The sequence below is a fragment of the Paenibacillus sp. p3-SID867 genome, from assembly GCF_025142895.1.
GTDB lineage: Bacteria > Bacillota > Bacilli > Paenibacillales > Paenibacillaceae > Paenibacillus_AQ.
In genome coordinates, this window is sequence record NZ_JAMBDM010000003.1 from 133432 (window position 1) to 159844 (window position 26413).

The following is a 26413-nucleotide window of genomic DNA, read 5'->3' on the forward strand; positions in this document are numbered from 1 at the left end:
GGTTTGGCATGCTCATGATCGGCATTGATATCGGAACGACCAACAGCAAGGTCGGTGTCTTTGATGATACGGGCAGGATGCTGTCCCAAGCGAGCCGTCAAACCAAGCTTTATGTTCACAGGGATGCCAGTACCTACTTTGACCCGCTCCGCATATGGACCGACGTGGCGGACATGATCAAGGAAGCCGCCGGCAAGGTGGAAGCGGCAAGGATCGTTTCCATCGGAATCACCAGCATGGCGGAGAGCGGACTACTGCTTGACAGGAGAACGGGAGAGCCCATATCGGAGATCGTGCCCTGGTCGGACAGAAGCTCCGCGCCTCAGGCTCAACTGCTGGAAGCGGAGGATGATCCGTTAGCGAGGTTTCTCGCCAGCGGACTGCATCCTTCCTTCAAGCTGAGCCTGGCCAAAATCCTGTGGCTGAAGGAGCGCGATCCGACCGTAATGAGTCATGCGGTATGGCTATCGGTAGCCGGCTACATCGCCTACCGGCTGACGGGCGTGATGGCCTTCGATTATTCGCTTGCGGCCCGGACCTATGCCTTCGATATCCGGACCAGGACGTGGGATAAGGAGTGGCTAGGCCATTTGAAACTGCCGCTGGACCTGTTTCCGGAGGCATTTCCAAGCGGTCATGCGATCGGGCATGTGACCGGCGCTGCGAACCATCTCGGCCTGCCGCGCTCGGCGCTCGTATGCATCGGCGGCCATGACCATCTCTGCGCCTCGCTGGCGGTGGAAGCGTTAAGACCGGGAGACGTGTACAGTTCCATGGGCACCGCAGAAACGCTGGTTGGCGTTATGGAGGAACGAGGGCTCAAGTCGCGCGATTATGATTCAAAGCTTGCCTTCGGACTCCATCCGGTGGAGGGGCGCATGTTCTGGATGGGCAGCAATTCGGCCTCCGGAGGTTCTGTGGAATGGGCACGCTCGATTATGGGCCATCCTCGTCTCACTTACGAAGCACTGGAACAGGAGGTGCTCGGCTGCGGGCCGGGACCGACCGGAATTCTGTACTTTCCGTTTCTGACAGGAAGCGGTCCGCCGGAGCCCGATGCGAATGCCAAAGCTGCGTTCATCGGATTAACCCAAGGCCACACCCGCGGTCATCTGTGCAAAGCGGTGCTGGAAGGGACCTCGTACCAGATGGAACGCGTACGCGAAACGGCAGCGGGCTTGCTGGAAGGGCCGATGGGGCGGATCCGCGTGACGGGCGGTGGTGCAAGGCTTGCTTCTTGGCTGCGAATAAAAGCGGCCGTGTCCGGATGCATGCTGGAGGTACCGGATATCCGGGAGGCGTCCATGATGGGAGCGGCGCTGCTCGGCGGCACGGGATCAGGTATCTATTCCTCGCTCCGGGAAGCAGCGGCCAGCGCAAATAACGCAAGGAGCTCAGAATATATCCCGTTTCGGGAGGAGGAGCATTCGGCTTACCGTGATATTTACGAATCTCAATATATTCCGATCAGCCATCATCTTAGATTACGGAAATGAGCTGGATGAGGAGTGAAGGCTAACATGAATGCAATCATGGAAAATATGCAGAGCAAATACCCGGAGCTTGCGGGCTGCGCGCATGATGTTCTGCGTGCTTTTGAAATTATAAAATCTGCTTTTTATAAAGGGAACAAACTGTTGATCTGCGGCAACGGGGGAAGCGCTTCGGATTCGGAGCACATCGTCGGCGAATTGATGAAGGGGTTCCGGATGACGCGTCCGGTGCCCCTGGCGTTTCGAAGGAAACTAATCGAGGTCGACCCGGAGCAGGGGGATTATATGGCCGATCACCTGCAGGGAGCGCTCCCGGCCATATCGCTCGTCAGCCAACAGGGTCTGATCAGCGCGTTCAGCAATGACGTGGAGCCGTCCATGGTGTATGCCCAGCAGGTATACGGGTACGGCAAACCTGGCGATGTTCTGCTGGGACTCAGCACTTCAGGCAATTCCGTCAACGTAATTCGGGCGGTCCAGGTGGCCAAGGCAGCGGGAATGAGCAGCGTCGTCATGACCGGCAAAAGCGGGGGAGTCCTTAAAACGATCAGCGATGTCACGATTGCCGTTCCTTGGGAAGAGACCTCGGACGTTCAGGAACGGCATCTTCCGGTTTATCATGCCTTATGTCTGATGCTGGAGGAGGCGTTCTTTGCATGACCTATTTGTCCGGTTTCGATATTGGAGGGACGAAATGCTCCGTGTCCGTCGGCAGGCAAGAAGCTGACGGAACGCTGACCATCCTGGCCAAAGAACGCTTTCCGACGCCTCATGAACCGGAGGAAGCACTAACCATCATGATGAATGTGCTTGAGCAATTGCTGCAGCAATTGCACCTGCCCGGCGTTGAGGCAATCGGCATCAGCTGCGGCAGTCCGTTGAACAGCGAGCTCGGGCTTGTCCACAGTCCGCCGAATTTGCCGCATTGGAACGGGATTGATGTTGTGAGTCCGGTCAAACAACGTTTCCGGGTACCGGTCGGCCTCCAAAACGATGCCAATGCATGCGCCTTGTCAGAATGGAGATGGGGCGCCGGCCGTGGCACGAAAAACATGCTGTTCCTGACATTCGGAACAGGCATGGGAGCCGGCTTGATCTTGAACGGTCGGCTGTATACGGGAACGAACGATATGGCCGGCGAGATCGGCCATATCCGGCTGGAGCATGACGGTCCGGTCGGGTATGGCAAAGCCGGATCCTTTGAAGGCTTTTGCAGCGGCGGCGGGATCGCCAGACTGGCTGCAACCCATGCGGAAGCGGTGCTGAACGCCGGAGGTACGACCTCCTTTTGCAGCGATAAAGAACAGCTGGCTTCCATCACGGCCCAGTCGGTCGGCGAAGCGGCCCAGGATGGTGACCCAACGGCCCTGAAGGTTTTTCACCTCGTGGGAGAAGAACTGGGGCGGGGACTGTCCGTGCTGGTGGATATTTTGAATCCCGAGATGATTGTCATCGGCAGCATCTACGGCCGTCAGCAAAAACTGCTGGAGCCTGTGGCGCTTGAAGTTCTGAAACGGGAAGCGTTACCTGGGGCTTTGTCGGTATGCAAAGTGGTTCCGGCAGCGCTGGGCGAACGGGTCGGAGATTATGCGGGCCTATCGGTCGCCATGCATGCACTGTCCATGCTGGCAGATGCGGAGACAGTTAATCCACGATGATGAAGCAAAGAGGGGGAATATCGGAAATGTCCGCAACCTACACGAATGCAACCAGGCAAGAGCTGCCTCAGCGCAGGTATGTGCTCGATCTGATCCATCAAATGGCGGTTTCCGTCCATGACTATGAACGAGGAATGATTCCCTTGGAGCTCATCGGCGTTCAAGAAATCGGATTCGATCATGACGCTGGTGTGCACAGAGAAGGGAATATACCGGTAACGGTTACGAAAGACACAAGCGTCTCGGAAAAGAGCGTACAGGACGAGGCGGGATCGAATTATACTGCCACGAATCATTCGGGAGCCGCAAACGCAATATGTTGCAACACGGATGGTGGAAGGCTGGACGGTTGTCTTCTCTATGCTTATCGCAGTGCCGATGGAACCGCCTCGGCGGATATTCGAATCGTGATAAAGGAAAAGAGCGTGCTGGCCTATGTGGATGCCAAGCTGGCGAATGATAGCCTGTTTGGCAAACAAAGCTATTTCAAACCGGAAGCGGCCGTCACTGTAAGCTTTGGCCATCCCGTTCATGAGGGGTATATGGCGAATTACCGGCATAAGGACTGGTGGACACGTCCGCATTTCGGACCGGGATGGGATACGCTGCCTCGGCGTACCCAGTCGCTGGTGTGGAGAACGGCCCCGGACCAGTACCTGTATCTGCTCCCGGTCTGCGATGACCGATGCCGAACGGATCTGCAAGGGGATGACAGCGGGCTTCAAGCCGTAGTATCGCCTTTGATCCTCGGTCATGATTCGATCAAAGCGCTGGCGTTTTCGCTATCGTGGGGAAAGGAGCCTTACGAGGTTGCAGAGAAGGCTTCATCAGATAGCCTTCATGCGTTGAACCGGGAGCATCGTAAAGGGAAGGCATACCCGCCGTTGATGGAGTATATCGGTTTTTGCTCCTGGGATGCCTTCTACCATGAGGTTCATGCGGGCGGAATACTGGAGAAGGCCGAGGAGCTGAAGCTCCTGAAGCTGCCGGTCAGGTGGTTCATGATTGATGATGGCTGGCTCGATGTGTCGGAGATGCGGCTCCAGTCGCTGAAGCCGGACGGGAATAAGTTCCCGGAAGGTTTTCTGCCGGTTACGCGTCAGCTCAAAGAAGATTATGGCGTGGACTGGGTCGGAGTATGGCATACCATTGCCGGCTACTGGGGCGGCATTTCCCAAGGAAGCGACTTGGCGGCGCGGTACGGGGAGTTCCTGCACGAAACTCGGAATGGGCGGCTGATTCCATCTCCGGAACAAAGCAAGGGCTTCGGGTTCTGGGATGTTTGGCACCGTGAGCTTAAGGAACAGGGCATCGATTTCGTCAAGGTTGATGGCCAAAATTCCATTACGAACATGACCATGTACAACATGACGGCCGGCGAAGCAGCGGCAGGGGCCCATGAGGCTTTGGAGGCTTCGGTGTATCAACATTTTGAGGGGAACATCATGAACTGCATGGGCATGGGTTCGGAGAACGTATGGCACCGACCCGTCTCTTCCATGTCCCGGAACAGTGACGACTTTGTGCCGCAGGAGGCAGGCAGCTTTAAGGAGCATGCGCTTCAGAATGTATACAATTCCTATTATCATGGACAGTTCTACTGGGGAGATTGGGACATGTTCTGGACATCGCATGAGGATGCGCTGCAGAGCGCCGTGCTCAGGGCAATCAGCGGTGGACCGGTCTATTTCAGCGATCCCGTTGGGACTACCGACCCGGCTCGGGTATGGCCCATGATCTATCGGGATGGCCGGATCGCGAGAGGAGACCTGCCGGCCCAGCCGACAGTGGATTGCCTGTTCCGCAACCCGAACACGGAGCCGATTCCGTTAAAGGTATGGAACCGGGTCGGACCATCGGGCGTCATCGCCGCTTTTAACATCACGCTGGATGACGCGATTGTGAAGGGCACCGTCCGTCCAAGCGATGTACCGGGCCTTGAGGGCGAAGCTTTTGTACTGTTTGAACCGCTTACGCGGAAGGTGCGTACGCTCCAAAGAGGAGAGGAGCTGAGCCTGCATTTACAGCCGGGTGAGGTTGCGGTTTACAACGTGATCCCGGTTCGGAAATTCTGCACACCTATCGGTTTGACGGATAAGTTTCTATCCACTCACGCTGTGCTGCAGATTGAAGAGCATCCTCAGAAAACGGCGGTTCGCTTGGTTGAAGGCGGCATCTTCGGGTTTACAGCGGACCCTGCCCGCTCCGTTAAGGCTATAGTCAATGGCTTGGAAGCCAGGGTGGTTCGGAGCGGGGAGCTGTGTGAGATTGATTGCTGCGAAATAGAGGGAGAGCCTGTCATCGAGATTTTCCAAGAGTTCAAAGTTTAAGGCCGAATGCGCATTGGAGAGGTCGCAGTTGCTATCTGGCAGCCAGGACGGATCAGTTAGAAAACGGCCTTTCCTCGGCGATCCCCGTTTTGGGAACGTTCCCAAAAATTTGCTATTGCATGAGTCTGTTCAGCCATCACTTAGAAGAAGGAGCGTTTATCGCTATGGTTCCTACGATTCATGACGTGGCCAAACTGGCGAATACCTCCAAGAGTACGGTATCCCGCTACTTAAACGGCCAAAAGGTTAAGAAAACGACGCAGGCTGCACTCGACAGGGCGATACGGGAGCTGAATTTTCACCGCAACGCCCACGCCCGCCGTTTGGTAACCAGCAAGACGTTCACGATCGGCATCGCCATCGACGACATCTCCAACGTGTTTTACTCCGGGATGATCAAGGGGATCGAGGACGCTGTCAAAAAAGAAGGCTATAACTGCATCTATTACAGCTGGACATCGAATTTCAACCGGGAAATATCGTTTTTGGATCTGCTGTATGAAGGACAGATTGACGGGTTGATTCTCGTCAGCTTCAGGCGCAGGCAAGAGGAAGAACTGCAGAAGATCCGGGAATCTCCGCTGCCGGTGGTGCTTATCGGCGACCGTGGCGGGAAGGACGGCATCTTCTCCGTCGACGTCGATAATGCGTTCGGCGTGTCCGAGCTGGTTGCTTACCTGCATTCGATCGGACATCGGAACATGGCTTATATTACCGGACCCGATCATGCAGCTGCCAGCAAATACAGACTGAAGGGATACATCGACACGCTTGGGGCGTTGGGAATTCCGTATCGCCCGGAATGGGTGGTGACATCTGATTGGAGCAATCAGGGAGGGTACGAGGCGATGCTGGAGATCAACGGTCTTGAGGGAATTACCGCCGTTCTCGCCTCCAATGACGAGACCGCCGTCGGCGCCATGCGAGCCATCCAGGAAAGCGGCCGCAGCGTGCCGGAGCATATGTCGATTGTCGGATTTGACGACATCTCCATCGCGCAGTGGGTATATCCGGCCTTGACGACAGTTCGCCAGCCATTTTTTGAAATCGGTAACAAGGCGGCGGCCGGCCTGTTCGATAAAATTCACGGCAGGCCGCATGCGGAGAGCGCAAGTCATTTATTAAGACCGAAGCTTATTATTCGGAATTCCTGTGCGAACACGTAAAGGGAGGCACGCCCGGTGAAGACGAAAATCAATAAATCGAATTACGGCTACCTGTTTATTTCACCTTTTTTTATTGGATTCATTATTTTTGGTCTGGTGCCGATTTTATACACCTTGTATCTCAGCTTCACGAAATGGGATGGCTTTGACGATCCCGTGTTTCTGGGCATTGCCAATTATGAGCGGATCCTCCAGGACAGCTTCTTTTATCAGGCGATCGGAAACACGCTGATCATCTGGCTGATGTCGATCATACCGCAGCTGACAATTGCGCTTATATTGGCCATGATCCTGAACGAGAAGTTCATTCGCGGCAAGCATTTTTTCCGCGCGGTCTATTTCTTTCCCCACATCATTACGCCGGTTACGCTCGGCGTCATGTTCAGTCTGATGTTCGACTGGCAGACGGGAAGCATCAACAAAATCATCATGGCGATGGGCTTGGTGGATGATCCGGTCAACTGGTTCAACCATCCTTGGCTCGCCAGGATGATTGTCGCCGGCGTCATCTGCTGGCAATATTTCGGTTACAACATGATCGTCTTTATCGCAGGTCTTCAATCCATTCCGTCCGAGGTGTACGAGGCCGCGGAAGTGGATGGGGCGACGAAGTTCCAAACGGCGCTTCGTATCACGTTCCCGATGCTGCGCCCGGTCTTTCTGTTCACGCTTATTACGTCGGTGATCGGTGGCCTGCAGCTATTCGATGCGCCGCTGATGCTCGGATCGGGCCCAGGCAACGCGACCCGGACCATGGCGATGTATCTGTACGAAACAGCTTTCCTGAACTTCGATTACAGCTACGGGGCAACGATTGCCTACGCGATCTTCATCGTGATTATGCTGTTCTCGCTGATTACGGCTCGGGCTGCGAGACTGAAGGACTAGGGGGTGCCAGAACTTATGAGAGCTGCAGCGGTTAAACAAAACAACGTCAAGATGATTTTGGGGCGAACGGTGCTCTACCTTTTTCTGCTTGTGATTGCCCTGACCTGTCTCATTCCTTTTTACAGCATGATCATGACCTCGACGCATGCCAATTCGGATATCGCCAGAAGGTTGCTGGTCGTACCGGGAGTCCAGTTTCTAGTCAATTATGAGCGGCTGATCGATACGGTCCACATTTGGCGCGGGTTTGCCAATTCGATCATCATTTCCGTAGTATCCACGGCCATTGGCTTATATTTTGCGGCATTGGGCGGCTACGGATTTGCCAAGTACAACTTCAAGCATAAGAACATTCTCTTCGTGGCCGTACTGGGAACGATGATGATTCCGGGACAGCTTGGCATCATCGGTTTCTACAAGCTGATGGATACGTTCAATATGCTGAATACGTACTGGCCGTTGATCTTGCCTTCCATTTCAAGCGCATTCGGCATCTTTTTCCTGCGTCAGATCGCGGACTCTTCGGTGCCGACGGAGATTATGGAATCGGGCCGGATCGACGGCTACGGGGAACTGAGAATTTTCCACCGCCTTGTCATTCCGTTGATGATCCCCGGCATTGCCACGCTCGGCATTTTGAATTTCATCGGCAGCTGGAACGAATTCCTGACCCCGATGATCATTTTGTTCGATAATCAGCTGCAAACGCTTCCGGTGATGATTGCCAGCGTTAAATCCCAGTTCACTTCCGACTTTGGCGCGCAGTACGTCGGCGTTGTGATCTCAACCATCCCGATTCTGATCGTATTTTCGATCATGTCGAAGAAAGTAATCAGCGAAATCGCGGCGGGAGCCGTAAAGGGGTGACGGCCGCAAGGAGTCTGAAAGGAGGGATGCCCTGGCCTAGGCCTGCTTGTCGCTTCTTTATGAAATCATTTCGGATGGGTTTAATCGAGGTTTGTCTAGAAACGAATGAAATGTATAGGGGGAGATTGTTTTGAAAAGGAACAAGTTAATCGGCATGCTGCTGTCCGCCATTCTGTTAACCGGACTTCTCGCCGGATGCTCCGGCGGCAGCGAAGCAAGTCAGGGAGGATCATCTCCGGCCAAGAACGAGAACGGGGAGCTTCAAGGCAAACTGGTGATATGGACATTCTTTGATCAAGTGCAGGACATGGCGGACCAGTTCGAGGCGAAACATCCGGGAGTGACCGTCGAGGTGAAGATGTTCCCGGGCGATCAGTACCAGACGAAGCTGCTGACGGCGCTGCAGACCGGCAAGGATACGCCGGATATCTTCGATTTGGAGCGGGGATACATCGGCAAATTCATCGATTCCAAATTCACGACGGACTTATCGGCGTTGGGCATTGATGAGCTTGTCAAAGATAATATTCCATACGTAACGGAGCTCGGAAGAGGGTCGGACGGCAAAATCCGCGCGGTATCGGATCATTCGTCACCGGGCGGATTCTGGTATCTGCGCGAGACGGCACAGGAATACCTTGGTACCGACGACCCTGACGAAATCAGCGGGATGGTCGACAGCTGGGACAAAATCATCCAGCTTGGAAAGCAGGTCTATGAGGCGAGCGGTGGCAAGATTCACCTGATCGCAAACGCCGGAGACGTATTTGATATTGCTGCCTATAATCTGGAACCATGGGTGAAGGATAACAAGCTTAACGTGGATCCACAGTGGCAGGAATACTATGAGATTCAGAAAGAGATTCGTCAGAACAACGTGGACGCTAAGCTGCCGTTCATGTCGGCGGGATGGGGTAATGCCTTGAATGACGGCAGTGTCGTGCTGACTTCCATGCCGGCATGGGCGGGCTTTATGGTGGATAACAAGGATGGCAAGGCCGAAGGGAAATATGGGGTAGCCAAGACGCCGTTAGGCTTCTACAGCGGAGGCACTTACCGCAGCATATATTCCAAATCCGAGAATCAGGAGCTGGCCTTTGAATTTATTAAATACATCGCTGGACCGGAGTGGCAGCAGCACAATCTGGAGAAGACAGGAAATATGCCGGCTTCCGGCAAAGTTTACGAAGACAACCTGGAACAATTCAAATCCCCGCTGTTCGGTGATCAGAACATACTGGCTCCGTACTATGAAACGGTTAAGCAAATGCCGGGACATACCGCAGACAAGTATGGCGAGGAAATTCTGAGCAAGTGGAGAAAGGTTGCTGGTGAAGGGGTCACCAATAATCGGAGTTATGACGAAGTATTGTCCGATTTTATAAAGGAAGTAAAGAATTCTTTCCCTGAACTGAAAATCGATTAAGCACGTCACATATCATATCTGCGGTTGATGGGGGAGGCTGCTTCCTTCGCGAGGCAGCCTTTTCCTGTCCTTTTTCGTGAAGGATAGACCTTGGATGTAGGAAGAAGACATTGTATAGAGTGGAAGGAGACACCTTGATGAACAGCTTGCAGGAATATGTGCAACAAATCCGTATCATTGACGGGCATGAGCATTTGGCTACGCCGGCCATTAGAAAAAAGGAGAATACCGGTATCTTTGGCTTGCTTCATTACCTGGACTCGGATCTGATTACGGCCGGCATGCCACGGGATATTTTAAGCCCAAGAAGCAAAACCAGCGACGAAGAGAAAGCTGCCGTCTTCCTGAAATATTGGGACCGTACGAATAATACGACGTATGCCCGGATGTTGAAGACCGCCTTAGAGGATCTGTACGGATTCAGGGATTGGAGCGTACAGGGCATCCTGGAATTGGACGGGAAGGTGAAAGCCGCCTCTGCCAACGATGATTGGTACCGCAAAGTGCTGAACGAGCAATCAGGGATCGACGTGGCGTTTACGCTGATTCAGACAACCGAGATGAACACCGAGCTGCTGAGGCCGATCATGTTCCTGGACTTTGCCTTTAAACTGCGAACATTAAAGGATATTCAGGCGGTGGAGCGTTCCGCTGCCGTTACCGTGCATACCTTGGAGGATTACTTGAATGCGGTGGATTCCTTGCTATATAGATACGTTCAGGAAGGGATGGTTGCCACGAAGCTGGGACATGCGTACTGGCGCAGCCTGGCTTGCGGCAAACCGACTCGATTTGAGGCGGAACAAGCTTTTAACCGAATGATGGTCGGGTCGCTGGATGAGCCGCTGAGTCAAACGGATTGTTTGCCTCTTCAGGATTACCTGATCCATTTCATCGTCCGTCGGTCCATTGCCTATGAATTGCCGATTCAGATCCATACCGGCCATCACGAGACCAGCGTCTCCGGCAACGGGAATATCATTACAAATTCCAGGGTGACAGGCCTGCTGCCGCTTCTGCTTGAATACCCGGAAGCCAAGTTTGTGCTTTTGCACTGCGGCCTTCCATACCAGAATGAATATTTGAGTTTAGCGAAAAATTTCCCGAACGTTTATGCGGATTTCACCTGGGTTTACATTATATCGCCGACGGCGGCCAAGCAAATCTTAAGCCAGATGATCGAAATGGTGCCGGGCACCAAAATTCAGGGCTTCGGCGGTGACTACAATTTCGTTGAAGGCACTTATGCCCATCAGAAGCTGGCACGGCAGATTGCCGCGGATGTTCTCCAAGAGAAAGTCCGTGAAGGCTCGCTAAACGAACGGGAAGCGATGACGTTTGCGGATCGAATATTTCGCGATAATCTGATGGAGCTTTATCGACTCTAGCGGCTCTTCCCCGGCTGGATGATGGAACTATAACGAATGATGGAGGCGATATGAATAAATGGAATGGACGACGCAGAATAGAAACGGTGGGACGGAGCTTCATATTCTTGGGGGACAGGCGGGTTCAACCTGTTCCATGCGTTTTGCCGCGCTGTTAAGTTTGCTGGACGATTCCGATCATGCCGTGGATATTCCCGTTGACCGTGTGATTCCGACGAAGGACGGGTTTCAGGTTGAAGGTAAGCATGAAGATTTCGAGATTGTAAGCCGCTGGGTATTGATTCACGATATCACTTCCTATTACGACGTCCATCTGGAGATGTATTATACAGGCAGCGTTGAGAAGGAGGCCGGACTTCGAATTGGCTGCGATCTCCTCGGCGGAGGCAAACCTGACTGGATGATTCCCGGAGCCTTTTATAAGGAGAACCGATTTGAGCATAACTTCCGAAAATACCCCAGGTATGATTATCACGGAGGAAAGGCTGCGGAGATGGTATCGGATCATTGGTCATTTCGGAGCGACAGGGCGGCGCTGCCTGCCGTGTTCGCTTGGAATGACGGCATGTGCGGGGCGCTCTGCACGGACGAAGTCTCGGCGATCGGACTCAGTGGTCTCGGCTTCAGAGGGAACGCGGAAGGGACCCAGATTTGGCTCGATTTCCCTTACCGTGAAGAGCCGGTCACCTTCGTCGGAGAGCCGGTTCCGGATCCGGCGGATGTAAACATGCATTCCTTCAAACCAGGCGAGCAGATCCGATTGAAGTTCAAGCTGTATGCTGGAGCGTCGGACCCGCATGCCTACGATCCGTTTGTACGTCAGATGTACAAACTGCACCAGGAGGACCACGCGTTGAATCCATGGATCGGTTTGAAGGAAGCAGGCGAATTGACAGCACATGGCCTGTATACGTGGCATTATCGCGAAGAATACGGAATCTTGAACGAAACGGCGGCATTTGACCGGGAATTTAACAACAACGTCAAGCAGCAGGGAGACAGACCCCATATGCATGTCGGATGGGTCAGTGGCGCGCCTTATGCTTATGCATTGCTTGCCTATGGGCGAAAACATGGCATATCTAGATATATTCAGGCCGCGCATTCGGTGCTTTCCAAGGTTGCCTCGGGGATTGCGCCAAACGGTACGTTCTGGGCATCCTGGATAGTCGGCAAAGGCTGGACTACCGGATGGAATCCGAAATCGGACTGGCTGCAGGCGCGTACGATCGCCGAAGCGACGCTGTTCATGATCCGGGCGCTGGTCTTGGAGCAATCCTATGGAGATCAGCACAAGGATTGGGAACAAGCGGTTCTGTCCAATCTGGATTTTGCTGAAGCGCACCAACGGGAAGACGGCAATTTCGGCTCGTATTACCACTGCGAGAGTGGTCGGGTAGAGGAATGGGACGGTGCAGGAGGGATGCTGTGGATTGCCGCACTGCTCGAAGGAGCCCAGCTGTTCGGAAACAGCGATTATAAGGAAGCCGCCGTCGCAGGCGGAGCTTATTATAAGAGCTTCATCATCAATGAATATATTTACGGCGCGCCGGAAGACGTGCATCTGACGCCTACGTCGGAGGATGCTTACAATGCAGTGGTCTCCTACGTTCTTTTGTATGAGCACGACAAGCAGGACAAATGGCTGGACTTGGCAAAAAGCGCCGCGGATTGGATGATGACCTTTCGTTGGACGTACAATCTCGATTTTCCCAAGTTTTCGTTTCTGGGTCAGTATGATTTCAAGTCCCGGGGCGCGGACCAGGCGTCAACCTCGAATCAGCACCTGCACAATTACGGATTGTTCTGCGTACCGGAGATGCTCAGGTTATGGAGGTACAGCGGCGATGATTATTACAAGGACCGGACGAGAGATCATATTGCCTGCTTCCTTCAGTTCGTGGCCAGGGAAGACGGTGATTTTAACGCATATAAAGGGATGGTTACCGAGCGGTTTTACAACACGAATTGTTTCCAGCCCAAAGGCATGATGCTGACGTTATCCCATGCCTGGTGCGTGGGACTTGTATTGTATGCTTCACAAGAAGCGATGGCATACGCGGCCGATCTGGATCTGCCGTTGTGAAGCATCTGTCTGACCAAGACATGATAACTAGGGGGAAGAGCGTGATGAACGTGTTCATGAATGCGGAAACCTTGCCTGTTCTAGGCAGGAGTGATGTGGTTGTCATCGGCGGGAGTTTTGCGGGCATCGCTGCGGCAATCCGTCTGGCAAAGGGGGGCAAGCAGGTCGTATTAATCGAGTCCCGAACGTACCTGGGAACGGAAATGACAGCCAAGCTGATGCCTTGGATCGAGCTTACCGGGGATACGGATGCGGCATTACCCGAACTCATTAAAGCTGTGATGGCTCAGCAGAATATGGGAGCGCTGCTCCATGAAAGTTATGCGGGCAGCATCAGGGAGGGGCAGGGGCTGGATGATCAGGCAGCAAGCATTTCTTGTATTCCTATGCACCCAGACCGATTAAAACGGGGCTTGGAGGATCTTCTTCTTGAACGTGGAATTGAGTTTGTATATTCCTCCATACCGATTGCGCTGCATCATGAACATGGCCGCCTGAACGGCATCGTGGTCGCCAACAAATCAGGCCGGCAGGTGATACGCGCCGAATGCATCGTGGATGCCACCGAGACGGCCATCACGGCTGCGCTGATGGGAGAACCGCTTGCCCGGTTTCCTCATGGATCGTCGGCATGTTATTATAGGACCTTGGAATTTACAGGAGCCGTGGATGTGCGGTCAGGTGAGATGTTAATACCGGAAGAGCTAGGCCTTCTGGATAACACGATCCGTGTTCGCTTCGGCTGCCGGGGAGAAGGCCATGTTTACGTTACGTTCGGTCTGTCGCTCCAGAGCGGTAACACGATGAAAGCGGACCGCGACAGGGAAGTGTCCGCACGATTCATCGGCATGAAAGTGGCTTCGTATTTGACGAAGCAGGTACCGGGTTTTGGCAAAGCCGTATTGAGCTTTGCTTCCCATGAATTATCTGGTCCTTATGCTTTCGGTCCGGCGGGAGATTTGTACGGATGGGAAGCCACTTCCGCCAATGAATCCATGCAAGGCCCTTGGCCCGGCCTCCTGTGCTTGTACAGGGATGTCTATGTGAACGGAAATGCCCGCTTGTTGAATCCCGTAAGCGCAGCTGCATTAGGAGAGGCGGCGGCTCTCTTGCTGCTGGAAGGAGAAACGTATGCCCTTGGAAGGACGCTGCAAGAAGCCGAAACGGTTATCACCGAAAGCGGGGCTGATCCTGAAAGAGCTTGGATCAACCGGTCGGCCAATTCCGAAGAGGGTGAAAAGAACGATTATGAAATATCGTCCATTTCCTCTTTTCGGAAGGAATGGGCAGGAGAAGAAGCGGAGGTTGCAGCCATGGGGCTGCCTGTGCTCAAAAAAGCAAACGTGCTGGTCGTCGGAGGAGGCTCCAGCGGGGCAAGTGCTTCCATAACGGCTGGCTTTGAAGGTATGGATACCGTTTTGGTGGAGCTTAATCCCGGTCTCGGAGGAACGGGAACCTACGGCGGGGTGGACAGCTACTGGTTTGGCCGCCGGGGCGGCTATGCGGCACGAATTCATGAAGCCGTTCAACAGGTACAGTCTTCCATCCGGTATAGGGGCCATAAATGGAATATCGAAGCCAAGGCATTTGCGCTGCTGCAGCTGACGGAGAAAGCGGGAACGGATGCGCTGTTCAATTGCACGACCTGGGGTACGGTGAAGCAAGGGAACCGGGTATGCGGAATTGCAGCCGCCACGCGCTGGGGACCTGTTGTACTGTTGGCTGACGTCGTGATCGATGCTTCGGGCGACGGGGATGCAGCCGCTTTTGCCGGCGCGGAATATGTGTACGGCTCCAGCAAGGATCACACCGTGATGTGGTATTCCTTATCCCAATACAAGGCGCCTTCCAAACTGCAGAACAATTTCACCAGCATGGTCGATGTTTCCAGCATTCTCGACTATACCCGGGCTATCCTGGCCGGGCGGCGAAGGGGCGAAGAATGTCATGATCATGGCATCTACGTAGCAACAAGGGAGAGCCGGCATATCGTGGGCGATGCCGTGATGCAGCTTCCAGATCAGCTGCTGCACCGGCGTTGGCCAGACGTTATTAATGTTCATTTCAGCAACCATGACATAAAAGGGGTAAGCGGAGCGGATTGGGTCAACATCGGATTGATCCCTCCGAACCTTGAGATCGAGATCCCGTACCGTATGCTGCTGCCGAAAGGGCTGGACGGCATTCTGGTTGCAGGCAAGGCGGTTTCGGCGACGCATGATGCTCTGCCTGCCATACGCATGCAGTCCGATCTGGAGAATCTGGGCGCCGTTTGCGCGCTGGCAGCCGTACAAGCGGTTGGCTGTTGCCGGTCGCCAAGAGAGATTGACATCAAGCTGCTGCAACAACGTCTTGGCAAGGAGGGGCTCATACCGGAAGACGCCGTTACCCGAAAGCTCTCCCCTTACAGGTACACGGATGAAGAATTGTCCCAACTCGTGGACTCCATCGAAGGTGATGTGCCGCTCTATGAATATTCGAATATGCGAATGAACGAAATCTATCGGGGACGCCTGCCGTTTGTCGAGATATGCTCGCTGGGACAGCGGAGCATTCCCTATCTGGAATCGCCCTTGACGAAGGCGTCCGAGCGCAAGAAAATCGTGCTCGCTCAGGCTCTGTCCATGCTGGGTGCAAAGTCGGGAGTCCAGGTGCTGATGGATGCGATTACGAAAGAACTCCAAGGCGGCCGGCTGCCGCTGCGTACGGCAGAGATCATGTATGTGCAGCTGCCTCCGGACCACGGAGCAATGCCCGAAGCCGCCAATTGGTTATACTCCCTTGCAGCGGCAAGGGATCCTCGCAGCTTGACGGTATGGCAGCGGGTTGCGGGGTTGCTGCATCCCGGTGAGGAGGATTTCAAGGATACCCTGCAGGGAATCTACTATTATATTGATGCGATATGCCAAGGAGCCGAACGGCTGGGGTCAAGGGATGCCGTCCCGGTGTTGTTAAAGCTCCATAACATCCCCGAGCTGCGGGGACAATCCTGCAAAAGGGGAGCGCAGCCCGATTACTTTTTGGAGAGGCGCTCGATGCTGGAGCTGGCGATTGGAAGGGCTCTGGCCCGATCGGGAAGCATGGCAGGATATGAAATTCTGATCGATTACCTGGATGACAGCCGGTCGCTGTTAGGGAGAAGCGCTCTTCTTGAGCTGCACAGACTCAGCGGCAAACGATATGGGAAGTTGGCAAAGGTATGGCTGGAATGGCTGCACCGGCAGGAGAGTCGTCTGACGCCGCAGCCGCTCGAGATATTGCTGGATATCGAGTGTAACAGCGAAGACATGCTGCGATGCATCGATTAGCGCGCGGGGTCAAGCAGGAATACGTTGAAGTAGGAGTTATGCCGATGAAATATATTGGTTTGGATATCGGAACAACGAGCATTTGCGGTGTGGTATTCGATGCCGGACTTGGCGAAATATTGTCCACCGCAGCTGAAGCCAACCGGGCCGCACGAGACGGGGCTTACCCGTGGGAACGGCTTCAAGATCCCGAGGCGATTTGGCTGCAGGCAGAAGCGGTAATGAGACAGCTGCAGCAGGAGCATCCGGATATTGGCGGCATTGGCGTAACAGGCCAAATGCATGGCATCCTATACCTGGATGAGCTTGGCAGAGCGGTCAGTCCCTTGTACACATGGCAGGATCAACGCGGAGCGGAGCGCCTTACACAACAGACTTACGCCGAGCGGCTGTCCGAACTCACAGGATATACGCTGTCAACGGGGTACGGCGTTGTAACGCATTTTTTCAACTGGATGAATCATCTAATCCCGTCGTCTGCATGCTGTGTCTGCACGATCCCTGATTATATCGTGATAAAGCTGACCGGTCGTCAAAATCCGTTGATGGATCCGACGCATGCAGCGGGGACCGGCTGCTATTCATTGCAAAAACAAGACTTTGATGCTGAAGCGATGGAGCAAGCAGGGATAAATCGTAGCTGGTTTCCTTCCGTTCGGGCTTCGGGAACGATGGCTGGATCAACGTCCGGCGGAATTCCGGTGTTTGTATCGCTGGGTGATAACCAGGCCAGCTTCCTGGGCAGCGTAAAAGACATTCACCGCACGGTACTGCTGAATATCGGAACAGGGGGGCAGCTTTCGATCCATGAACCGACGAATGGCCCCGATGTCCCGGAAGGGTTGGAAGCCAGACCGTTTCCAGGGGGCGGCAGGCTGCTTGTCGGCTCTTCCCTTTGCGGCGGAAAAGCTTATGCAATCTTGGAGCAGTTTTTTCGGAAAGTTATCGCCTCCTATACCGGTGAGCCTGTGTCCGCGGGGCAGGTCTACGCCTGGATGGAGCGACTGGCAGCCGAAGATAGCTTATGTGGTGGCGACAGCTTGTCCGTGAATACGCAATTTCTCGGGACAAGGCAAGAACCCGATCGGCGGGGTCAGATTGTCGGCATTTCTGTAGATAACTTTCTCCCCGAATTGTTGGTTGTAGGCTTCCTCCGGGGTATGGTGGAGGAACTGCATGCGTATTTTGAGCGACTGCCGAGAGCTATTCGTCATAACGTCACTTCTTTGGTTGGAGCCGGAAATGCCATCCGCAGCAACGATAGGCTAAGGGACGAAGCAGTCAGGCAGTTTGGTCTTCCCGTGCATGTACCGACTCATTCCGAGGAAGGCGCGGTAGGCGCTGCGCTAACCGCGGCCGTCGGATCAGGGGAGGTTGTCTCGTTTGAAACCGCGGGTCAACGGCTGGGTTGATTCATTAAGGACGCATCGGGCGGCCGGCAGCATATATTGAAGGCGGGTTGAACATGAAGAGCGACATGATACAAAAGGCGGCCCGCAGGGCCGCCTTTGCATTTTATTATGGATTCGAATCACGAAGGAGTCCTTGAAAGCAGATGCGGGCCATGATATTGTCATGTGAGGTACAAATCCGTTGTACGCTGAGCTTGAGATGTTGTGTTTACAGGTAAATTAGCACTACAATACATACAAACACCAGATTATGTGAACAGGAGTTGAAGTGTTTGCAGGAGCTGCTGGAATTAAACGGAGTACATAAGCGTTTCGGCAAGTATGCCGTCCTGCATGACATCACCTGGAGCATCTCCCGCGCTGAGTGCGTTGCGATAACAGGAAGCAATGGCGCAGGAAAGAGCACCATGCTGCATGTGATAGCAGGGCTTGCTAATCCGTCGGTAGGGTCACGGATCGAACATGGAACATCGATGCGCGTCGGCTATGTACCGGAACGTTTTCCTGCGCTGCGGTTTCGTCCTTCCGAATATTTGCGCCACATGGCTGGCATTCAGGGCATGGACAAACAAGAAGCAGCGAAGCGGATCGATGCCATGCTGAATGTGTTTCGATTGCAGGACATGAAGATGACGCTATGCTCCAAGGGGATGCTGCAAAAGGTCAATATCATGCAGGCCTTGCTTCGCCAGCCCGATTTATTGGTTCTGGATGAACCTCTGTCGGGATTGGACGAGCCCTCTCAAATGGAGATGATCGGCATTCTAAGTGAAATCAAAAGACAAGGAACAGCGATCGTGATGTCCGTTCACGAGCCGCTGCTTATTGCTTCGCTGGCCGACCGGGAGACGCAACTCCGCGAGGGGCGGATCGAGCGGGACGGCATGCTGGAAACCGATACGGAGATGGGACGGATGAAGCTGGAATTCACGCGTGTTACTCAAGACAAAATGCTGGAACTGGAACGCCGTTCAGGGTTCCATTATTGGATATCGAGAGGTAATCCTGCATCGATGGTAGTCTCGCGGCAGGTCGCGGATGAAATGCTGCTGGATATTCTACAGTCAGGCGGATCGCTGACACGGCTGGAGCCTTGGAGCATGGAGAAGGCAGAGCAAGTGCAGCCTAACCTTGGTCAATCCATGGAAGGGGAGGGAGCATAATGGGATCATTGATTCATTACATGCTTGCCAGTTATACGAGATCCTATCGGTATTTCGCGCCGATGGCCTTTATGCTGATATCGGTAGTGTTTATCTACTCTTACCGGCCTAACCCGATCATGGACAGCTATGCCGTAACGGCAGCATTTCTGTTTGTCGGCTCCGCTTGGCTTGGTTTGAACTTTCTCAACCATGATCAAGGGCGTCAAACGATGCTGCTGATTGTTCATAGCGGGAAGGCCATACGATATTATGCCGCCCAGTATTTAACCGTAACGCTTCTATCTATCCTGTTCAGCTTATTTGCTGTCCTTTACCCGATCGTGTTTGGAATGTTCGATAAGCCGATTACATTATCCCAGTTTGTTTTGGGTTATCTGGGACATGCTGCTTTGTCCTTGCTCGGCATTTCAATTTCGGTATTTTTTCAGTTTGGCTTTATGGAGAACCAGGGAAGAGCGGCAGGTTTGCTGTTAATCGTTATCGTTATTTCCTTAGCCGGACAATCCATCGTTCAGGATGATTTGGCTTATTTGAGAATGATTCCTTATGTGCTGCCTCCCGTCTCTGTAATGATTGATATGCTCATTCATGCTGACGAGCGTTCCCGGGCCATGTTATTCATGACCCTTACATATACGTTCATATACAGCTTCATTTTGCTGGCTGTTTATCTATGGACGGCCTGCCGCAAGGATGCGGCAACCGTGATCCGAAAAGTAGGTTGAAGTAGGAGGTATCTTCCTTTACCATAGGGATATACACAAATAGAAACGGTAAAGACAGCCAATACTAGAGGAGGATACCATGAAACAATCTCGACTGATGGACAGCGACCACTCCAAAGAGCTGTTTGCCTATTTCGGATTAGCGGTGTATTATTCACAGGCGCTTGAGCAGCAGCTGGCGAATCTGTTGATGCTGATCAAGCTTTCCCAGGGGAATGTGCCTTCAGAAGAAGATTTCACCCAATTATATCAGCGGAAATTAAGCAGCTCTCTGGGCCAATTGGTACACGAGATCCAGCATTACTTTCCATTCTCCGAAGAAGAAACACTTCAATTAAAAGAGGTCTGGAAGCAGCGCAACTATATCGTTCATGATTATTTCAAAGAGCGGATTCATGAGACATTCAGCCCGGCTGGCCGATCCCGAATGATTCGGGAGCTGACCGCTTTTAAGGACCAGGCCCAAGCGCTGGAGCAGAAGCTGCAGGGTTATTCCCGCGAAATGTATGTGAAGCTTGGTCTGGACAGCGAAAAAAGCGTGTAAGTGCGTGCTCAAAAAGGTCGATTTTCAGCACCGAAGCTTATGCTCCCGATGTGCGTTTTTTCAAAACGCTTCAGCTGGATGTAGCTAGGGAGTGAGGAGCGGAGCTACACGTTTTCGCAGAACACGACTTCGAAAGCATCCGCTGTTTTGGGTACGTGAGCACCTGAAATGTTTCCGCAGGAAACATGCTTCGGAAGCTTATACTTAGGCCCGGCTGAATTCAAGATTCGATGCCGAGCTGCTTCCTGATTCGCTTCGTGTTAGATATAGAATTTATGAGTTATCAGTGGAGCTGATGAAATTCTATATCGCAAGAAAACCTACCTATGCATCGCGGTCGCTCATCCTTGAAGTGGCCTCGATAGAGGTTTTCTTATCAAAAGCGGACTTTTTGAACAACCTCTATAAAAGAAATTAGGGCTGAGATGAAACATATTCCAGCACCTCTGCGTCAGAAAGAATAGGAGGTGTAATTATGAAAAAAACTACGAAATTGTTAACTGCATTGCTTGTCACTTCGTCATTGCTCGGTGCCGGCGCCGCCTCTGCTTTCCAGGATGTTCAAGAGGGGAAGCCTTTGCAAATGGTGAAGGAGCTGCAAGCGAAAGGTATAATCCAAGGGGTTAGCGCCGACAAATTCGCTCCGGCCAAAACAATAACGACCGCACAAGCGGTGCGGATGATTGTGAATATCGCCGACCTGAAGGTACAACCGAACTTTACGGGCCGTTCGTTTGACAGTGTGCCGAAGGATGCCTGGTTTGCTGAAGCTGTGAATATAGCGGCTCAGAACGGATTGTCCGTATCCGCAGACATGAAATGGAATGAGCCGATAACGCGTGAAGGGTTCGCGACATTGCTCTCGGAAGCGATTCAGAAGACCGGAAATTATCCCGTGGTTATGATGTATTTGCATGTAGCCGACGAGGATCTGATGAAAGAGGAGAGCCGGGGAGCGGTGCAGTTCCTGTTGTTAACCAAGATCGCTGAGCTCGACGTTAACGCCAAGTTCCATCCAACGAAGAATTTAACGCGAATAGAAGCGGCAGAGCTTGCGTACCATTCGATCCGATTCATTGAGGAGCATCAGAAGAACATGATACCCCAGAAGCCGGGACAATCTGAACCGGATGTAAGTACAAAAGTTGTTAAGGTGGATGAATCGCAGAACAAAGTTACGGTAACCAAGGAAGACCTGCCGAATCCGGGGTACGGCATTAAAATTACGTCGGTCGACTATGTTAGCGATACCGAAGCCGTGATCCACTACAAAGTTCTTCAACCCGATCCGGACAAAATGTACCCGCAAGTCATCTCGAAATCTTCCGATGACGTGCTCGTGCCTTCCAAGTACACCAAAATCACGGTCAAAGCAGAAGGTACAGAAGGTACTCTTGATTCGACAAAGTAATTTTTGCAATATACTGCCAGCATACCATGTTAAAAAGGCTGTTCCCAAGCGAATGTTACATTCGACCGGGGGACAGCCTTCTTGTTTAATCCTACATTTATCTAACGCAGCTGGTACTACACATGACCACCGGCCAGCTTGCTGTTGGAGGTGGCAAGCACCGTTTCCTTGGTCTCTGCAATCGAAGCCGTGCTGCCCTGCTGGAGCTGGTACATTTTAAAATACCTTCCGCCCAGGGCCATCAACTCGTCATGGGAGCCCTGCTCCACAATTTCTCCACGGTGAAGGACCAAAATCTGATCGGCGCTGCGAATCGTGGATAGGCGGTGAGCGATGATAAAGGTCGTGCGCCCACGCTTCAGTACCTCCAGGGCTTCCTGGATTAAGGCTTCCGTCTCCGTATCGATGTTAGCGGTGGCTTCGTCGAGAATCAGTATGGCCGGATTGAATGCAAGAGACCGGGCAAACGAGATTAACTGGCGCTGTCCTGCCGACAGCGTACTGCCCTTCTCCAGTACCGGCTCATCAAAGCCTTGCGGAAGATGAGCGAGCAGTCGGTCGGCCCCGACGTCGCGAAGCGCCTGCTCCACCTGTTCCCGTGTGATCCCGGGATCACCGAGGCTGACATTCGAAGCAATCGTGCCGGTGAACAGGTAAGGGTCTTGCAGCACGATGCCCATATGCTTGCGGAGCCATTGCTTCGGAATATCGGTAACGGGCTGCCCATCAATGGTAATCGTGCCTTTCTGCGGGTCATAGAAACGGAACAACAGATTGATGATGGAACTTTTGCCGGAGCCGGTATGACCGACAAGCGCCACGGTTTGGCCCTGCTTCGCTTCAAATGTAATGTCTTTTAGCACATAGTCCTTCTTGTATGCGAAGGAGACATTCTGAAACTCCACATTTCCTAAATACCGCGGCATGCTGCCGTCCGTTATTTTTTCGCCCGTTTCATCCATCAGCTCGAATACCCGTTTGGCGGAGACGATGGAGGTATCGAGCGCGGCCAGCTGGTTAACCATGCCCGTAATCGGCTGGAACATGCGGCCAAGCAGATCAACGAAGGCGTAGAGGACGCCGATCGATACGATGCCGGCACCGTTCAATGATGCCGAACCGAAATACCAAAGAACGACCACAAAAGATACGTTACGCAGCACATTCACCAGATTGTGCGTGGTGAAGGAGTTCAGATTGAGCATTTTGTTCTGATGGGCCATATAGTCCGCATTCAGGGACTCGAACTCTTCTTGGGTCGCTTTTTGGCGGCGGAATACACGAATGATGGCCATGCCCTGAATGGATTCATTAATAATGGCGTTGATCTCGCTCAGCCGGGAGCGGATGACCGTATTGTATTTGGTTGCGAATTTACGGTACAGGATGGTCCATACAATCAGCATTGGAATAACAAACAAACTGATTAAGCCCAATCTAACGTCCAGAAGGAACAAGGCAACATAGACACCCGTGATATATACGGCGCCAGAGCTGAAGTTGGATAATACCGCAACAAACAGGTCCTTTACCGCTTCGGTATCATTGGTTACCCGGGAAACGACTTTGCCCGCCGGTAAATTATCAAAGAAGTTGACGGGCAGCCGCTGAATATGGGCATATACATCGGTACGCAGCTTCTGAATGACCCGGTTGGCTGCCGATTGCAGCCAGTAGGTTCTGCCGAATACCGTAATCATGGAGATCAGCAGACAGATCAGGAACAGGCCGACGAGCTTGTAAATGCTGGGCAGCTCGGGTTTATAAAATTCAAACAGCTGTTCTTTGGTTAATTTGACGGCCGGATATTGCAATTCTTCCGAGGCATAGGAAATCGTCAATACACCGTCCTGGAAGGAACGGTTTCCTTCCGTTCGGGCTACCGGCTCATTAATGAAATAGAAGCTGCGGCCTGCCTGGACTAGGCGTACTTCCTGTCCTCGCGTCTCGCCTTCTTGAAAGCGATCCTCCCGTTTATAATAAGTTCCATTATAGGATGCAGCATCTTGGGCTTGCGTCGTCTCATAATAGGGACGCTCGATGCCCAGGATATGCTCGTCGATCATCGTTTTTGCGATGAAGGGCCCAGCAAGCTCTGCGGCAACACCGATGGCCAGCAGAATCAAAGCGCTAATGAAGGTGCCCTTGGCCGTTAAGGCATAGCGGAACAGCCGTTTGGCAATTCCGGATTCATTCGAGATGGTTGTATCGTTTGGAGTCAATTAAGACACCTCCTCGGAGGTCAGATTGTTTTCTACCTGCTGGCGTTCGAATTGCTCACGGTACCAGCCGCCGAGCTCCAGCAGTTCATCATGGGTTCCCTGCTCCGTGATTCGGCCGTCCTCCAGCACCACGATGATATCGGCATGCTGAACGGCCGAGAGTCGATGCGTGGAGATCAGCGTCGTTTTGCCGGCGCGTTTGCTCCGGATATTATCGATGATTCTGGCTTCCGTCCGGGCATCCACAGCGGACAAGGAATCGTCCAAAATTAAGATGTCAGGGTCGCTGATAAAAGCTCGGGCCAGTGAGACCCTTTGTTTTTGTCCGCCGGATAACGCCACCCCTTTTTCGCCGACAATGGTATCCAGGCCATCGGACAGGGTAACCAGATCGCGGTCAAAAGCGGCAGTTGTAATGGCATCCATTATCAGTTCGTCACTGGCATCCTTTTTGCCGAATTGGATGTTCTGGCGCACCGTCTTGGAGAACAAAATCTGCTCCTGGGGAACGTATCCGATCCAGCTGTGGAGCTGATCGCTCGCCAGCATCTCCATGGGGATGTCGGAAATGAGGATTTCGCCGGTTCCGGTAGGGTACTCATGGAGAAGCTGCTTCAAGAGCGTCGATTTGCCGCTGCCCGTGCGCCCTACGACGCCGAGCGTCTGACCTTTTTCCAGTGTAAAGTTAATATTTTTCAAATTATCTATTGTAGAGGTCGGGTAACGGAAAGTGACATCCTTGAATTGAATGGTATCCAGAACCTTCACGTCTACAGGGTTCGCGGCGTCGGTAACATCCGGCGGGGTCTTTAAGGTTTCGTTGACCCGATCCAGTGAAGCGTTTCCGCGCTGCATAATGTTGATCAATTCCCCGATGGCGAACATCGGCCAAATCATCATCCCGAGGTACATGTTGAACGATACGAGATCTCCGAGTGTGATTTGATTCTGGAACACGAGGTACACGCCGTAGGCTAAACCGATGACGTAACTGAGACCAATGGAGAAATTGATGGTCGGTTCGAATAAGGCGTCTACTTTCGCTACCGCCAGATTTTTACGATATACGTCATCCGTAATGTCCTGGAATCGCTGCTGATCGGCGCGTTCTTGTACATATGCGCGGACGACGCGCACACCGGCTACTGACTCCAGAACCTGATCGTTCATGTCACCGAAGGCATCCTGCGCCAGTGTGTAGCGCTTATGAATGGCTCTTCCATAGATGACCATGCCAATGGCAATGATCGGCATGGGCAGAATAGCCGCCAGCGTCAGCTGCCAGCTGACAATGAAGCCCATGGCGAAGAGGACGACAATCAAGTATATGGTAGAGTCGGTCATGACGAGCATCCCGAAGCCGGCAGTTGCTGCCACGGAGCGAAGATCATTCGTGGCTTTTGCCATGAGGTCTCCGGTACGGTTGCGTTCGAAAAACGGCGGAAGCATCCGCAGCAAATGGTTCATGTACCGGGTACGGAGCAGGCGTTCCACGAGGTTCGCTCCTCCGAATAAACGGTGCATCCAAATGTAAGTGGCGCCGTATACGACAGCAACGATGCCGAGAATCATGAGCAGATATTGAACGAGGGAAGTCCACGTTATGGAACTGCTGACGATATCGTCAATGGCGTTTCCGAGCAGAAGCGGCGGCAGTAGCTCAACCAGTCCGCAAAAGATGAGAAGCGCAAGGCCGATCAAGTAACGCTTTTTTTCTTGCTTGAAAAACCAGCCTAGATTTTTAAGTACGGCAAACACATTATCCCTTCCTTTCGTAGGTCGTTCTGGCATCATATCATCCGCAAAAACCAAAAAAAGCACATCATCCGACGACGGACGATATGCTTCATTAATTTTGAACTTATCATACGCACGGTGATCCTGACTTCCGTGCAACGGTTAGCAGCTTCGTTCAGATCATTCTGGCAACGAATGAACGAGGCTTGATGATGATGAGACAGCACCATTGGGGAGTCGATCCATATTTAATTGTAGGAAATGATGATCAAGATGATCTTGATCCATTGCAAACAGTTTCAACATGTCACTCACCCTTTCTTCGTAATTTACATTTTATTCAAATCGATCTCGTATGGACTGAATTTTATCACCATGAACTGGAATGTGTCAAACTTATTTTTCAGGATCACTCGCAAGATATTCGATAGTGAAGGTAGGTTAGAACCTTATGTCACTATTTTATTATCAAAATGATTTGTATCCTAACGTATGTATGCGTTATGATAATATTGCAGCTAAATATGGATACCGTCCCTAAGATCTCCGGTCTGCTAACAGATTGGGGTCAACATATTATGACGTC

At 52.7% G+C, this 26413-nt stretch carries 18 protein-coding genes; 16 read left to right on the top strand and 2 right to left on the bottom strand.

Annotation, left to right across the window (positions count from 1 at the left end; translation table 11 throughout):
• The first annotated feature begins 8 nt into the window (after positions 1-8).
• From M4D81_RS06780 to M4D81_RS06855, 16 genes are all read left to right on the top strand, one after another.
• Entirely contained in the window at positions 9-1496 is a 1488-nt protein-coding gene (locus M4D81_RS06780; protein ID WP_260065217.1) for an FGGY-family carbohydrate kinase, read from the top strand.
• Between the two features lie 24 nt (positions 1497-1520).
• The gene (locus M4D81_RS06785) at positions 1521-2153 is read left to right on the top strand and encodes a D-sedoheptulose-7-phosphate isomerase (RefSeq protein ID WP_260065218.1); all 633 of its coding nucleotides are present in this window, start codon (positions 1521-1523) and stop codon (positions 2151-2153) included.
• Positions 2150-3151 carry an ROK family protein gene (locus M4D81_RS06790; RefSeq protein ID WP_071220173.1) on the top strand — a complete coding sequence of 334 codons (1002 nt, stop codon included), beginning with the start codon at positions 2150-2152 and terminating at the stop codon, positions 3149-3151. The genes M4D81_RS06785 and M4D81_RS06790 overlap by 4 nt, the downstream gene beginning before the upstream one ends.
• Positions 3152-3177: 26 nt before the next feature.
• Positions 3178-5481: a Sip1-related alpha-galactosidase gene (locus M4D81_RS06795; protein ID WP_260065221.1), complete on the top strand. Its 2304-nt coding sequence runs from the start codon at positions 3178-3180 to the stop codon at positions 5479-5481.
• A 164-nt stretch (positions 5482-5645) separates the two neighbouring features.
• Positions 5646-6647 (top strand): LacI family DNA-binding transcriptional regulator, encoded by a 1002-nt coding sequence (locus M4D81_RS06800; protein WP_162939115.1) that lies wholly within the window; start codon positions 5646-5648, stop codon positions 6645-6647.
• A gap of 15 nt (positions 6648-6662) precedes the next feature.
• Positions 6663-7535 (top strand): carbohydrate ABC transporter permease, encoded by an 873-nt coding sequence (locus M4D81_RS06805; RefSeq protein WP_071220176.1) that lies wholly within the window; start codon positions 6663-6665, stop codon positions 7533-7535.
• A 15-nt stretch (positions 7536-7550) separates the two neighbouring features.
• Positions 7551-8402, top strand: a complete 852-nt coding sequence (locus M4D81_RS06810; RefSeq protein ID WP_260065223.1) for a carbohydrate ABC transporter permease — start codon at positions 7551-7553, stop codon at positions 8400-8402.
• A gap of 130 nt (positions 8403-8532) precedes the next feature.
• Complete coding sequence (locus M4D81_RS06815; RefSeq protein WP_260065225.1) at positions 8533-9828, top strand: ABC transporter substrate-binding protein; 1296 nt, start codon at positions 8533-8535, stop codon at positions 9826-9828.
• Positions 9829-9965: 137 nt separating this feature from the next.
• The gene (locus M4D81_RS06820) at positions 9966-11216 is read left to right on the top strand and encodes an amidohydrolase family protein (RefSeq protein ID WP_260065227.1); all 1251 of its coding nucleotides are present in this window, start codon (positions 9966-9968) and stop codon (positions 11214-11216) included.
• Between the two features lie 58 nt (positions 11217-11274).
• Complete coding sequence (locus M4D81_RS06825) at positions 11275-13302, top strand: YyaL domain-containing protein (protein ID WP_260065229.1); 2028 nt, start codon at positions 11275-11277, stop codon at positions 13300-13302.
• A gap of 44 nt (positions 13303-13346) precedes the next feature.
• Entirely contained in the window at positions 13347-16610 is a 3264-nt protein-coding gene (locus tag M4D81_RS06830) for an FAD-dependent oxidoreductase (protein ID WP_260065231.1), read from the top strand.
• A 44-nt stretch (positions 16611-16654) separates the two neighbouring features.
• Complete coding sequence (locus M4D81_RS06835; protein ID WP_260065233.1) at positions 16655-18022, top strand: sedoheptulokinase; 1368 nt, start codon at positions 16655-16657, stop codon at positions 18020-18022.
• Positions 18023-18294: 272 nt separating this feature from the next.
• Complete coding sequence (locus tag M4D81_RS06840; RefSeq protein ID WP_260065235.1) at positions 18295-19185, top strand: ATP-binding cassette domain-containing protein; 891 nt, start codon at positions 18295-18297, stop codon at positions 19183-19185.
• Positions 19185-19913 carry a hypothetical protein gene (locus M4D81_RS06845; protein ID WP_260065236.1) on the top strand — a complete coding sequence of 243 codons (729 nt, stop codon included), beginning with the start codon at positions 19185-19187 and terminating at the stop codon, positions 19911-19913. Before M4D81_RS06840 ends, M4D81_RS06845 begins: the two co-directional genes overlap by 1 nt.
• Before the next feature lie 79 nt (positions 19914-19992).
• Complete coding sequence (locus M4D81_RS06850) at positions 19993-20457, top strand: hypothetical protein (protein ID WP_071220184.1); 465 nt, start codon at positions 19993-19995, stop codon at positions 20455-20457.
• A 475-nt stretch (positions 20458-20932) separates the two neighbouring features.
• Positions 20933-21868, top strand: a complete 936-nt coding sequence (locus tag M4D81_RS06855; protein ID WP_260065238.1) for an S-layer homology domain-containing protein — start codon at positions 20933-20935, stop codon at positions 21866-21868.
• Positions 21869-21984: 116 nt separating this feature from the next.
• Here the strand turns inward: M4D81_RS06855 and M4D81_RS06860 are convergent, their stop codons facing one another.
• Positions 21985-24090, bottom strand: a complete 2106-nt coding sequence (locus M4D81_RS06860) for an ABC transporter ATP-binding protein (RefSeq protein WP_260065239.1) — start codon at positions 24088-24090, stop codon at positions 21985-21987.
• Positions 24091-25848, bottom strand: coding sequence for an ABC transporter ATP-binding protein (locus M4D81_RS06865; RefSeq protein ID WP_260065241.1), 1758 nt, complete (start codon positions 25846-25848; stop codon positions 24091-24093).
• Between the last annotated feature and the right edge of the window lie 565 nt (positions 25849-26413).